Consider the following 12652-nt stretch of genomic DNA (forward strand, 5'->3'; position numbering starts at 1 on the left):
ATGCGTTCTCTAACCTTCCACCTGAAAGTCCTGATCACCATCCTGGTGTTGCTGGGCGTTTCGGTTACGGCCTATCAGATTTTCGTGCTCGGCATCCCGGTGACCGAAGACGCCACCGACGACCTGTGGAACATCGACGCCAAGGTCGAGTTCGTCGCCAGCACCAAGGATCCGGTGAAGATCCAGATGTTCGTGCCGCCCCTGAGCCGCGATTACGTCAGCCTCAATGAAAGCTTTATCTCCAACAACTACGGGGTGGCGGTCAACCGCGTCGACGGCAACCGCAAGGTCACCTGGTCGGCACGCCGGGCCAAGGGCAACCAGACGCTTTATTACCGTCTGGTGCTGACCAAGCGTTACACCGCCGAGAAAACCAAGATCAAAGGCCCGACCTTCCGCGACAGCATGGCCATCGAAGGCCCGGAAAAGATTGCCGCCGAAGCCCTGCTCGCGCCGATCCGCCAGCATTCGGCCGACGTCGAGACCTTCATCGGCGAAGCGATCAAACGCGTCAACAACGTCAACGACGACAACGTGAAACTGCTGCTGGCCGGCGATCCGTCGACACCGCACAAAGCCAAAATCGTCGAGCTGCTGCTGTCCATCGCCCACGTACCGGTGGAGAAAGTCCACACCATCCGCCTCGTCGCCGATCAACCGCAAACCCCGGAACTGTGGCTGCGCAGCTTCAACGGCACCGACTGGCTGTACTTCAACCCGGAAACCGGCGAGCAAGGCCTGCCGACTGACCGCCTGCTGTGGTGGAGCGGTGATGAAAACCTGATCACCGTCGACGGCGGCAAGAAAGCCAACGTAACCTTCAGCCTGAACAACAGCGAGATGAACGCGATTCGTCTGGCCAAGCTGACCGACGAAAACACCGACGCCAACTTCCTCGAATACTCGCTGTACGGCCTGCCGCTGCAAACCCAGCAAACCTTCATGATCATGGTGATGATTCCGATCGGCGTGCTGGTGATCCTGATCCTGCGCAACCTGATCGGCCTACAGACCCTCGGTACATTCACGCCGGTGCTGATCGCCCTGGCCTTCCGCGAGACGCAACTGGGCTTCGGCATCCTGCTGTTTACCGTGATCACCGCGCTCGGGTTATCACTGCGCTCGTATCTGGAACACTTGAAGCTGCAAATGCTGCCGCGCCTGTCGGTCGTGCTGACGTTCGTGGTGGTGCTGATCGCGGCGATCAGCCTGTTCAGTCACAAACTCGGTCTGGAGCGCGGTCTGTCGGTGGCGCTGTTCCCGATGGTGATTCTGACCATGACCATCGAACGCCTGTCGATCACCTGGGAAGAACGCGGCGCCAGCCATGCCATGAAAGTGGCGATCGGCACGCTGTTCGCGGCGTCCCTGGCGCACCTGATCATGACCGTTCCGGAACTGGTGTACTTCGTGTTCACCTTCCCGGCAATCCTGCTGATCCTGGTGGGCTTCATGCTGGCCATGGGTCGCTATCGCGGTTATCGCCTGACTGAACTGGTGCGTTTCAAGGCTTTCCTGAAGAAGGCTGACGCCTGATGTTCGGTTTCTGGAAGACCTGGAAGTCCCTGGAAGCCCGGGGCATCATGGGCATCAATCGGCGTAACGCGGACTACGTGCTCAAGTACAACAAGCGCAGCCTGTACCCGATCGTCGATGACAAGATCATCACCAAGGAACGCGCGATCGAGGCCGGCATTCATGTGCCGGAACTGTATGGCGTGATTTCCACGGAGAAGGAAATCGACAAGCTCGGCGAGATCATCGGCGGGCGCAACGACTTCGTGATCAAGCCGGCCCAGGGCGCCGGCGGTGACGGCATCATCGTCATCGCCGACCGTTTCGAGGGCCGCTATCGCACGGTGTCGGGCAAGATCCTTGCCCACGAAGAGCTGGAGCATCATATCTCCAGCATCCTCACCGGCCTGTATTCGCTGGGCGGGCACCGCGACCGGGCGCTGATCGAATATCGGGTGACCCCGGACCAGATCTTCAAGAGCATCAGCTACGAAGGCGTGCCGGACATCCGCATCATCGTGCTGATGGGTTACCCGGTGATGGCGATGCTGCGTTTGCCGACCCGCCAGTCCGGCGGCAAGGCCAACCTGCACCAGGGCGCCATCGGCGTCGGTGTCGACCTGGCCACCGGCCTGACTTTGCGCGGCACCTGGCTGAACAACATCATCACCAAACACCCGGACACCACCAACGCGGTGGACGGCGTGCAACTGCCCTACTGGGACGGTTTCATGAAGCTCGCGGCCGGTTGTTATGAGCTGTGTGGCCTGGGTTACATCGGCGTGGACATGGTGCTGGACCAGGAGAAAGGCCCGCTGATTCTGGAGCTGAATGCGCGGCCGGGGCTGAATATCCAGATTGCCAACGACTGCGGGCTGACGTTGCGCACCCATGCGGTGGAAGCGCATCTGGAAGAACTCAAGGCGCGTGGTGTGACTGAATCGGTTGAAGAGCGGGTGGCGTTTGCTCAGGAGTTGTTTGGGCATATTCCGGCGGTCGAGGGCTGAGTCGCACTACCTGCCGCCAATCTGCCAATCCCCGACATCCCCTCTAGGAGCAATTCCCGGAGGGGACTACAATCCCCACCCCGCCTCGATGGCCGATCTGCCCCGCCCATGTTGACCTGTTCCGTACACCCGCTGCCCTACCGCGCCAACCCCGCCGACTATTTCGCGGCCATCCGCCATGCGCCCGGCGCCGTGCTGCTCGACAGTGGCCGCCCGAGTGCCGACCGTGGCCGTTATGACCTGCTCAGCGCCTGGCCGCTGGAACAGCTGGCGGTTTTGCCGGACGAGCGCGGCGACGATTTCCTGCAACGTCTGCGGGATAATCTGACCCGGTTGGGCGACGCGCAATTGCCCGATGGGTACGAATTGCCTTTCGCCGGTGGCCTGATCGGTTACCTGAGCTACGACTTCGGCCGGCATCTGGAAAACCTGCCGAGTCAGGCCCGGGATGATCTGCAATTGCCCGATGCGCGTTTTGGTCTGTACGACTGGGCACTGATCAGCGACCACCAATCGGCCACCAGCCAACTGGTGTTTCACCCCTCGGTCAGCGCCAGCGAGAAACAACGACTGATCGATGTGTTCAGCCAACCGGTGAGCACCGCACTGACGCCTTTCAAGCTGAACAGCCCGATGGCAGCCGATCTCTCGGCAGATGAATACCGTCAGGCGTTCGAACGCATCCAGCATTACATCCAGGCCGGCGACTGCTATCAGGTCAATTTCGCCCAGCGTTTCCGCGCGCCGTGCCAGGGCGATCCATGGCTGGCCTACTGCAAATTGCGCGAGGCCTGCCCGACGCCGTTTTCCGGGTTCCAGAGCCTGCCCGACGGCAATGCAGTGCTGAGCCTGTCGCCCGAGCGTTTCGTCAAAGTCAGCCAGCGTCAGGTGGAAACCCGCCCGATCAAGGGCACCCGTCCCCGTGGCGCGAACCCGACCGAGGACGCGGCGAACGCCGCCGAACTGCTGGCCAGCCCCAAGGATCGTGCGGAAAACCTGATGATTGTCGACCTGCTGCGCAACGACCTGGGCCGCACCTGCCGCATCGGCTCGGTGCGGGTGCCGGAGTTGTTCAGCCTGGAAAGCTATCCGAACGTGCATCACCTGGTCAGCAGCGTAACCGGTGAACTGGCGGCGGATCGCGACGCCCTGGACCTGATTGCCGGCAGTTTCCCCGGCGGCTCGATCACCGGCGCACCGAAGATTCGTGCGATGCAGATCATCGACGAACTGGAGCCGACCCGACGCGGCTTGTATTGCGGTTCGTTGCTGTACCTGGACGTGCGCGGCGAGATGGACAGCTCTATCGCGATCCGCAGTCTGCTGGTGAAGGATGGACAGGTGTGCTGCTGGGGCGGTGGCGGGATCGTCGCCGATTCGGACTGGCTGGCGGAGTATCAGGAATCGATCACCAAGGTCAGAGTCCTGCTCGAAACCCTGCAAAACCTTTAACCGTTGATCGTTCCCACGTCGAGGCGTCGAACCGTCCGCGTGGGAACGATCATCAGGTGGCTAAAGGGATAAGTCGCGGTTCGAGGCTTTGAGGAATTCCTGCTTCAACTCGGCAAACGTATGCACCGCCGGAAATTGCGGAAACTCGCGAATAACGTTGTCCGGCGCATGGAACAGAATCCCCGCATCCGCTTCGCCAAGCATGCTGGTGTCGTTGTAGGAATCCCCCGCCGCAATCACCCGGTAATACAGGCTCTTGAAGGCCAGGACCGACTGACGTTTCGGATCTTTCTGACGCAACTGGTAGCTCGTCACCCGACCGCTGTCATCGGTAATCAGTCGGTGGCAGAGCAAGGTCGGAAAGCCCAGCTGACGCATCAGCGGCTGGGAAAACTCGTAGAAGGTGTCCGACAGAATCACCACCTGGAAACGCTCGCGCAGCCAGTCAACGAATTCCACCGCGCCGTCCAGCGGCTTGAGCGTGGCGATCACTTCCTGAATGTCCGAAAGTTTCAGGCCATGCTCGTCGAGGATACGCAGGCGCTGCTTCATCAGCACGTCGTAGTCGGGAATGTCCCGGGTGGTGGCCTTGAGCGATTCGATTCCGGTTTTTTCGGCGAAGGCGATCCAGATTTCCGGTACCAGCACCCCTTCAAGATCAAGACAGGCAATTTCCACAGGACACTCCATTTGTAATGTTTATTGAGCCGAGCGAGCCCGAACTCTAGCGGCTCGACCTGGAGCGCGCAACGCAGAGGCCGCCCCGGCGCGCGTTGCTTTTTGTTACCATCGCCGCCATATAGAGCGCCCAGCGCCACCGACCTGTAGGAAGCCGCCCTGATGAGCCCAACGTTCGACGTCGTGGAACTCGCCACGACCTATGCCAACAAATCCGCGCAGGACATCCTCAAACTCGCGTTCGCCGAGTTCGGCGATGACCTGTGGATATCTTTCAGTGGCGCCGAGGATGTGGTGCTGGTGGACATGGCCTGGAAGCTGAACAAGAACGTCAAGGTGTTCAGTCTCGACACCGGCCGCCTGCATCCGGAAACCTACCGTTTCATCGATCAGGTGCGCGAGCACTACAAGATCGACATCGAACTGGTCTCACCGGACTACACGAAACTTGAACCGTTCGTGAAGGAAAAAGGCCTGTTCAGCTTCTACAAGGACGGTCACGGCGAATGCTGCGGGATCCGCAAGATCGAGCCGCTGCGCCGCAAGTTGTCCGGCGTCAAAGCCTGGGCCACCGGCCAGCGCCGCGACCAGAGCCCAGGCACCCGCAGTGCCGTGGCGGTGATGGAAATCGATACAGCGTTCTCCACCCCGGAGCGCACCCTGTACAAGTTCAACCCGCTGGCGCAGATGACCAGCGAGGAAATCTGGGGCTACATCCGCATGCTGGAGCTGCCGTACAACAGCCTGCATGAACGCGGTTTCATCAGCATCGGCTGCGAACCGTGCACCCGCCCTGTCCTGCCGAACCAGCACGAGCGCGAAGGCCGTTGGTGGTGGGAAGAAGCGACCCAGAAAGAATGCGGGTTGCATGCCGGGAATATCATCAGCAAGGCATAAGGTCCCCGATGCACTGTGGGAGCTAATCAGCTCCGACAGTGTTCTCTACCCGTTCTGAAAAATGTGTACACAGGATTGTCACCATCGGTGCCATTTATGTGTGCACTTTTCGTTTCTGCGCCCTGAAAAGTTACATCAAGCTCCAGCAACACTCCCTCCCGACGCCCGCTAAAAACCCTCCCGAAAAATAAATACCTGTTCGAACGGTCAATTTATATCGCCCGTAATTCAACGACTTGGCGCGCCTCAATAACTTTTCGAAATCAGCGGTGGTTTTCATAGATCGCCGGCTGGCACAGATCTGGCTTTAGTGCATACATGTTTTGTATACAAAACCGCAAAACATGAACCCACACTTTCGATCCGCAAGCCTGAAGCGCCCTATCCCGTACAGGCTGCAGATGCCCCGAAACCAGTGATGTTTCACCGCCGCGACGAAGATCTGCCGAGCCCGAACGCTCATGCACAGTCATCGCGGCCCGAACATCAGGAGCCTGCCGGAATGCGTACGAGTCTCTCCAATAACAACATCGCGCTGAATCTGCCCGCCTCTTCCACCCTCGACCGCAGCGTGCCCGGTGACGGGATCGCCGAACCGCTGCAATTGAGTCCACGCCTGCACAACAGCGACCTCGCGCCGACCAAGGTCGAAGGACGGCGCTGGGGTAAATACAGCATCTTTGCCCTGTGGACCAACGATGTGCACAACATCGCCAATTACTCGTTTGCCATCGGTCTGTACGCCCTGGGCCTGGGCGGCTGGCAGATTCTGCTGTCGCTGGGGATCGGTGCAGCACTGGTGTATTTCTTCATGAACCTGTCCGGCTATATGGGGCAGAAAACCGGCGTGCCGTTTCCAGTGATCAGCCGGATCAGTTTCGGCATTCATGGGGCGCAGATTCCTGCATTGATCCGGGCGGTGATCGCCATCGCCTGGTTCGGGATTCAGACGTACCTGGCGTCAGTGGTGTTTCGCGTGCTGCTCACGGCGATCCATCCCGGTTTCGCCGACTACGATCACAACTCGATCCTCGGCCTGTCGAGCCTGGGCTGGGTGTGTTTCGTGGCGATCTGGTTCGTGCAACTGGCGATTCTGGCCTACGGCATGGAAATGGTGCGCCGCTACGAAGCCTTCGCCGGGCCGGTGATTCTGCTGACCGTCGCCTGCCTCGCCGCGTGGATGTACACCCAGGCCAACGCGACCATCGCCTGGTCGATCCGCGACCCCCTGACCGGTGGCGAGATGTGGCGCAACATCTTTGCCGGCGGCGCCTTGTGGCTGGCGATCTACGGCACGTTGATCCTCAACTTCTGCGACTTCGCCCGCTCTTCGCCGTGCCGCAAAACCATCAAGGTCGGAAATTTCTGGGGCCTGCCGGTGAATATTCTGGTGTTCGCCGGGATCACTGTCCTGCTGTGCGGTGCGCAATTTCAGATCAACGGCCGGATCATCGAAAGCCCGACCGAGATCATCGCGTCGATTCCCAACACGTTCTTTCTGGTACTCGGTTGCCTGGCGTTCCTGATCGTCACCGTGGCGGTGAACATCATGGCCAACTTCGTCGCCCCGGCCTTCGTGCTCAGCAACCTGGCGCCGAAATACCTGACCTTCCGCCGCGCCGGATTGATCAGCGCGACGATTGCGGTGCTGATCCTGCCGTGGAATCTCTACAACAGCCCGCTGGTGATCGTGTACTTCCTGTCCGGCCTCGGCGCCCTGCTCGGCCCGTTGTATGGCGTGATCATGGTCGACTACTGGCTGATCCGCAAAGGCCGGATCCACGTGCCGCAGCTGTACAGCGAACACCCGAACGGCGCGTATTACTACAGCCGCGGGGTCAATCTGCGGGCCGTTGCGGCGTTTATTCCGGCGGCGTTGATCGCCATCGTTCTGGCATTGGTGCCGGGCTTCCACAGCGTTTCGCCCTTCTCCTGGCTGATCGGCGCCGGCATTGCCGGGATGCTCTACCTGATCATCGCCAAACGCCAGCCGCACTACGCCGATGTCGACGGTGAAGCCATCGCCGTCGACAACGTCAGCCACTGAATCTTTTGGCGGCCCCTCGCGGGGCCGCAGAACCAACCGTAATAAGGACTTCCCATGCGCATTCTCGTGGTCAACGTCAACACCACCGAATCCATCACTCAGGCCATCGCTCGTTCGGCGCAGGCTGTCGCTTCCCCCGGCACCGAGATTGTCGGCCTGACGCCATACTTCGGCGCCGATTCAGTCGAGGGCAATTTCGAAAGTTATCTGGCGGCCATCGCCGTGATGGACCGGGTGATGTCCTACGACCAGCCGTTCGACGCGGTGATCCAGGCCGGCTACGGCGAGCACGGTCGTGAAGGTTTGCAGGAGTTGCTCAACGTGCCGGTGGTGGACATCACCGACGCGGCCGCCAGCACCGCGATGTACCTTGGCCACGCCTACTCGGTGGTGACCACGCTGGATCGCACCGTGCCGCTGATTGAGGATCGGCTGAAACTTTCCGGCCTGTGGGATCGCTGCGCCTCGGTGCGCGCCAGCGGCCTGGCGGTTCTGGAGCTGGAACACGAGCCGCAACGGGCGCTGGAAGCGATCGTGCATCAGGCGGAACTGGCGGTGACTCAAGATAAAGCCGAAGTGATCTGCCTGGGTTGCGGCGGCATGGCCGGGCTCGACGAGCAGATCCGTCAGCGCACCGGGGTGCCGGTGGTGGATGGCGTCACGGCAGCCGTGACCATCGCCGAATCGCTGGTGCGGCTGGGTTTGTCGACCTCCAAGGTGCGCACGTATGCGACGCCACGGCCAAAAACCATCATCGGCTGGCCAGCACGTTTTGCGCGTTGAAGCGTTCGGCGAGACCCAGGATTGAAAACTGCTCGATGACAAAATCGACGAAGGCCCGGGTCTTGCCCGGCAACAGTTTGTGTTCGGCGTAATAAATGGAGATGTTGCCGTCGTCGACGTACCAGTCCGGCAGGACCCGCTGCAAAGTCCCCGCCTCAAGGTAGCCGACCGCGAATGGCATGCTCACCAGTGCAATCCCCATCCCCTGCGCCGCCGTGGCGCAGGCGGCTTCGGAATCGCTCATGGTCATTCGTGCCTTGAGGGTCAGCGGGCTGTGTTGTTGCGTGCGGTGAGTCAACTGCCAGGAGCGCACGCGACCGGTTTGCGGTGAGCGGATCAGGATGCCGTCGTGCAGTGTGAGGTCGTCCGGTTCGCTGATCGGTGCGTACCGATCCAGATAATCCTTCGAGGCCACCAACACCCGATGCGCCGGCGTCAGCCTGCGGGCGACCACGCCTTGGGGCAGCTCGAAACCACCGCCAATCGCTGCGTCGAAACCTTGGCCGATCAGATCGACCTGGCGGTTATCGAAGTGCCAGTCCGGGTTGATCGCCGGAAACCTTCTCAAAAATTCTCCCAGCAACGGCACGATGTACAAGCGGCCGAACACCGTGCCCATGCTGACTTTCAGCGTACCCGCCGGTTGGCCACCGGCGCTGGCCAGATTGTTCACGGCGTTCTGGATGGTGGTGAGACTGCCGCTGACCTCACTCAGAAACAACTGCCCCGCTTCCGTCAGGGTCAACCGACGGGTGCTACGCTGGAACAGCCTCACGCCGAGGCGCGCTTCCAGTTTCGCCACGCTTTTGCCCACGGCGGCCGGTGTCAGGCTCAGGCGTCGCGCGGCCTCGGCAAAGCTGCCGACTTCGGCGCTGCGCACGAAGCATTCGATACTGCTGAAGGTTTCCATGGCCGCCACTCTAAACTTTTGGTTTACACAGACTATAGCAACCACGGTCTACCCGCCTATTGGCGAGGGGCAGATACTCGACACCACACCAAGGCAGCCTGCCTTGAAACTTCTGGAGATCGAACATGACCACTCAACACCTCAGCGGCAAAGTCGCTCTGATTCAAGGCGGCTCTCGCGGCATCGGTGCCGCCATCGTCAAACGCCTGGCCGCTGAAGGCGCTGCGGTTGCCTTTACCTACGTCAGCTCGGCCGCCAAGGCTGAAGAACTGCAAAACAGCATCACCGCCACCGGCGGCAAAGCCCTGGCGATCAAGGCTGACAGCGCCGACGCCGGTGCCATTCGCCACGCCGTAAGCGCCACTGTCGAAGCCTTTGGCCGCCTCGACATCCTGGTCAACAACGCCGGCGTGCTGGCCGTCGCGCCGCTGGAAGACTTCAAACTGGAAGACTTCGACCAGACCCTGGCAATCAACGTGCGCAGCGTGTTCATCGCCAGCCAAGAAGCCGCCAAGCACATGGGCGAAGGCTCGCGCATCATCAACATCGGCAGCACCAACGCCGACCGCATGCCCTTCGCCGGTGGCGGCGTGTATGCGATGAGCAAATCCGCACTGGTCGGCCTGACCAAAGGCCTGGCCCGCGACCTCGGCCCACGGGGTATCACCATCAACAACGTGCAACCCGGCCCGGTCGATACCGACATGAACCCGGCTCATGGCGAGTTCGCCGACAGCCTGATCCCGCTGATGGCGGTGGGTCGCTACGGTAAAGCCGAGGAAATCGCCAGCTTCGTGGCCTACCTTGCCAGCCCGGAGGCCGGTTACATCACCGGAGCGAGCCTGACCATCGACGGTGGTTTCGGCGCCTGATTGATCAGATAGTCGATAACGAAAAACGCCGCCCCTCCTTTGACAGAGGGGCGGCGTTTTTATGTCGGCGGTTTGATCAGGCCCAGTCGAGCGCCGGCAATCCGCATGCACTCGGCGTGAACGCTTTCAACGTGCGAAGAATCCCGTCGGCGTGTGCATATTTTTCATCGGCCATGGCGGCATCGGGAATGGCGATAGCGGTCATGCCGGCTGCTTTCGCCGCCGTCACGCCAAACGGCGAGTCTTCGAATACCAGGCAATCTTCCGGCGCTACACCCAGGCGACGCGCTGCGGTAAGGAAGATGTCCGGTGCCGGTTTGGCTGCGCCGACTTCCGGGTCGTCAGCGGTGACGATGAAGTCGAACAGCGCGAACCACTCGCGGTGCAAGGTGGTTTTCTGACCGAACGACTGACGCGATGAGCTGGTACCGACCGCAATCGGAATGTTGTGCGCCTTGAGGTGACGGATCAGTTCCTCGGCACCCGGCATCGCCTGCGCGGTGGGAAAGCCCTCGCGCATCAGCGGCTCGCGGATCACCAGAAACTCTTCGGCGGTGATCGGCAGGTCCAGCGCCTCAACCACGTAGCGCGCCAGATCGCCAGCGCCGCGACCAATGATGTTCTGCTTGATGCTCCAGTCGAAGGTACGCCCGTAACGCGCGGCAATCAGTGAGGTGACCTCGGTGTAGATGCCCTCGGTGTCCAGCAGCAAACCGTCCATGTCGAAAATCACGGCCTTGATCGGGCCAAACGCCTTCAGCGGTGCATTCATCATCGGATCCGTTATCAAAGACATCCCGAGCGGCGTGGATAGCGCCGCTGCTCGGATCTGATTAAAGGGTTCAGCAGCATAACGAGCGCAGCCGAGGTAGAGCAACGGGCAATGTCGGTTGTCCGCCGAACGCCCTCCCGCACATTTAGAGAATCGCCCTACAGACATCGCCTACTCGGCTGACTTCTTTCCTGTTCGATCCCCCGCAAAGTTTCGCGCCATTCCCCCGATGCGCGCGAGTGACTGCCAATGCTTCCACCTGATCCACTCCTGAAATTGAACAACAGCATCGGTTTGCTGGTGGTCGCTGCGCTGAACCCTGATCAGCCCGATGTCGAAAAGCTGTTTCAGGAGTTTCGCCTTTGTCTCAACAACTATGACGCCTGGGCCGAGCAGTTCTGGATGGGCACCGCGCTGGGTGTCGAGCAGGTGTTCAAGGTCGGCAACGATGTCCGGCTCAGTGCACCGGTTGGCAGCCGCAGACCCATCAGTTCCTCCGTGGTCATGTGCCCCGCCACCGGCCCCCTGACGCTGGTGCACATGTTCGAAGCCGCACGGTTTGTGCCGATCGGCGACACGCCGGTGATCCTTGAACCGGTGATTTCCGATGTCGACGGCGTTTTGGGGTTCGGCGAACCGCTGCATCACACCATCGGCCCCAGCGGCATTCTCGAGGTCAGCGACTGCGACCGGGGCCAGCGTTATCGCATCACCTTCTTTCCCGATGTTTCCACTGCGCATATCCGGACGTTATACGCCTCGTATCAAGGCCTCATCGATGGTCTGGAAGGCTGGTTACGTGAGGAATGGAAAGGGTTTCAACCGCAGTGGACGGCGTTTTCCAGCGCCGGTTTCACCGAGCGTTACGGGCAGTTGCAACAGGCTGACTGGCACGGTTTCGAATCCGCCCTGAATGGCGTCTGGGACGACGTGAAGCAGCTGTTTGCCCTGCTTGCAGACTTGCAGGCCAACAGCGAAAAGCTTCTGCAGTACCTGTCCAGCGCTGAACTGGATGCCTTGCTCGAGGCGTCCAGCGAGGCCATCGCCAATGGCCTGCTGATGCTCGGCGATGAGCCGTTGCTGTTCATTTATCTGGCGGCCTTTACCAGTTGGCTGAAGATGTTGCCGCCGCAGTATCTGGCCGAGGTGGTGGCTGAGGTTCGCGCTGAGCTGCTGGTCAGTTTTCTGCTGATGTGCGTGTCGGGTGGCATGGGCGTGCCGCTGCGGTTGAGCACCCAGGTATTGGGCAAGATCAAGTCACCCCGTGCGCGGGAATGGCTGGCGGCATCGGCGTTGCGGCTGGCAGAGCTGACCTCGGCGCCTGACCTGACCCGCCATGCGAGCGCTTTGAAACCGTTGATGGTCAATGCGCGGCAGGCGCCATTGCGGCCGACACCGGCCATTCCGCTGGAAATTCGTACGGCCGATTCGCTGGTACTGACGGTGCCCAATCCGGCGGCCATTGCCCGCGACAAGCCCCACGGCATGACACGAATGGAACGGCATGAGCCTCGGGATGATGCTTCGGATCAGGCGAAAAATCCCAACGGTGATAGTGCCGATTGTGCACCGAGGACCTGCACCAATGGCTGTCCGGTGTCGATGGTCACCGGCGAAGAGCTGTTGACGCTGACCGATGGTGTGCTCGATGGGCTGCTTCCATTCGAGTTCAGCCGGTTGTACCGCAGCAGTGCGGCCGAGATCGACGTCGGGCTGGGG

At 60.8% G+C, this 12652-nt stretch carries 11 protein-coding genes; 8 read left to right on the forward strand and 3 right to left on the reverse strand.

The features are described from left to right. From rloB to pabB, 3 genes are all read left to right on the forward strand, one after another. Positions 1–1536 carry an osmotic stress tolerance membrane protein RloB gene (rloB, locus tag ACTJK9_RS25410; RefSeq protein ID WP_007951967.1) on the forward strand — a complete coding sequence of 512 codons (1536 nt, stop codon included), beginning with the start codon at positions 1–3 and terminating at the stop codon, positions 1534–1536. After that, positions 1536–2522 (forward strand): alpha-L-glutamate ligase-like protein, encoded by a 987-nt coding sequence (locus ACTJK9_RS25415; RefSeq protein ID WP_440817055.1) that lies wholly within the window; start codon positions 1536–1538, stop codon positions 2520–2522. The genes rloB and ACTJK9_RS25415 overlap by 1 nt, the downstream gene beginning before the upstream one ends. A 108-nt stretch (positions 2523–2630) precedes the next feature. Continuing rightward, positions 2631–3974 carry an aminodeoxychorismate synthase component I gene (gene pabB, locus ACTJK9_RS25420; protein ID WP_085613272.1) on the forward strand — a complete coding sequence of 448 codons (1344 nt, stop codon included), beginning with the start codon at positions 2631–2633 and terminating at the stop codon, positions 3972–3974. Positions 3975–4034: 60 nt separating this feature from the next. On the opposite strand, the gene thrH is transcribed toward pabB, so the two are convergent. Further along, positions 4035–4652, reverse strand: coding sequence for a bifunctional phosphoserine phosphatase/homoserine phosphotransferase ThrH (gene thrH / locus ACTJK9_RS25425; RefSeq protein ID WP_041067615.1), 618 nt, complete (start codon positions 4650–4652; stop codon positions 4035–4037). Between the two features lie 162 nt (positions 4653–4814). Here thrH and ACTJK9_RS25430 point away from each other — a divergent pair, with 162 nt between their 5' ends. From ACTJK9_RS25430 to ACTJK9_RS25440, 3 genes are all read left to right on the forward strand, one after another. Continuing rightward, entirely contained in the window at positions 4815–5549 is a 735-nt protein-coding gene (locus ACTJK9_RS25430) for a phosphoadenylyl-sulfate reductase (RefSeq protein WP_007960132.1), read from the forward strand. Between the two features lie 502 nt (positions 5550–6051). Continuing rightward, a complete protein-coding gene (locus ACTJK9_RS25435) occupies positions 6052–7596 on the forward strand; it encodes an NCS1 family nucleobase:cation symporter-1 (RefSeq protein ID WP_085613271.1) in 1545 nt (514 codons plus the stop codon). 54 nt (positions 7597–7650) lie between these two features. Next, complete coding sequence (locus tag ACTJK9_RS25440; protein WP_064594658.1) at positions 7651–8379, forward strand: aspartate/glutamate racemase family protein; 729 nt, start codon at positions 7651–7653, stop codon at positions 8377–8379. Here the strand turns inward: ACTJK9_RS25440 and ACTJK9_RS25445 are convergent. Then, positions 8348–9289, reverse strand: a complete 942-nt coding sequence (locus ACTJK9_RS25445; protein WP_440817061.1) for a LysR family transcriptional regulator — start codon at positions 9287–9289, stop codon at positions 8348–8350. The genes ACTJK9_RS25440 and ACTJK9_RS25445 overlap by 32 nt on opposite strands. Positions 9290–9414: 125 nt before the next feature. Between ACTJK9_RS25445 and ACTJK9_RS25450 the strand changes: the two genes are divergently transcribed. Then, positions 9415–10161 (forward strand): 3-oxoacyl-ACP reductase family protein, encoded by a 747-nt coding sequence (locus ACTJK9_RS25450; RefSeq protein WP_440817064.1) that lies wholly within the window; start codon positions 9415–9417, stop codon positions 10159–10161. Between the two features lie 76 nt (positions 10162–10237). On the opposite strand, the gene ACTJK9_RS25455 is transcribed toward ACTJK9_RS25450, so the two are convergent. Then, positions 10238–10933, reverse strand: a complete 696-nt coding sequence (locus ACTJK9_RS25455; RefSeq protein ID WP_440817066.1) for an HAD-IA family hydrolase — start codon at positions 10931–10933, stop codon at positions 10238–10240. Positions 10934–11182: 249 nt separating this feature from the next. Here ACTJK9_RS25455 and ACTJK9_RS25460 point away from each other — a divergent pair. Beyond that, a partial coding sequence (locus tag ACTJK9_RS25460; protein WP_440817068.1) for a DUF6531 domain-containing protein occupies positions 11183–12652 on the forward strand: 1470 nt, incomplete at its 3' end.

It is taken from the genome of Pseudomonas sp. 22082, from assembly GCF_052046055.1.
GTDB classification, from domain to species: domain Bacteria; phylum Pseudomonadota; class Gammaproteobacteria; order Pseudomonadales; family Pseudomonadaceae; genus Aquipseudomonas; species Aquipseudomonas pharyngis.

Coding starts and splice junctions, on each gene's coding strand:
- ACTJK9_RS25440 (WP_064594658.1), top strand. CDS start 7,651: ATGCGCATTCTCGTGGTCAACGTCAACACCACCGAATCCATCACTCAG.
- ACTJK9_RS25435 (WP_085613271.1), top strand. CDS start 6,052: ATGCGTACGAGTCTCTCCAATAACAACATCGCGCTGAATCTGCCCGCC.
- ACTJK9_RS25450 (WP_440817064.1), top strand. CDS start 9,415: ATGACCACTCAACACCTCAGCGGCAAAGTCGCTCTGATTCAAGGCGGC.
- ACTJK9_RS25455 (WP_440817066.1), bottom strand. CDS start 10,933: ATGAATGCACCGCTGAAGGCGTTTGGCCCGATCAAGGCCGTGATTTTC.
- rloB (WP_007951967.1), top strand. CDS start 1: ATGCGTTCTCTAACCTTCCACCTGAAAGTCCTGATCACCATCCTGGTG.
- ACTJK9_RS25430 (WP_007960132.1), top strand. CDS start 4,815: ATGAGCCCAACGTTCGACGTCGTGGAACTCGCCACGACCTATGCCAAC.
- pabB (WP_085613272.1), top strand. CDS start 2,631: ATGTTGACCTGTTCCGTACACCCGCTGCCCTACCGCGCCAACCCCGCC.
- ACTJK9_RS25445 (WP_440817061.1), bottom strand. CDS start 9,289: ATGGAAACCTTCAGCAGTATCGAATGCTTCGTGCGCAGCGCCGAAGTC.
- ACTJK9_RS25415 (WP_440817055.1), top strand. CDS start 1,536: ATGTTCGGTTTCTGGAAGACCTGGAAGTCCCTGGAAGCCCGGGGCATC.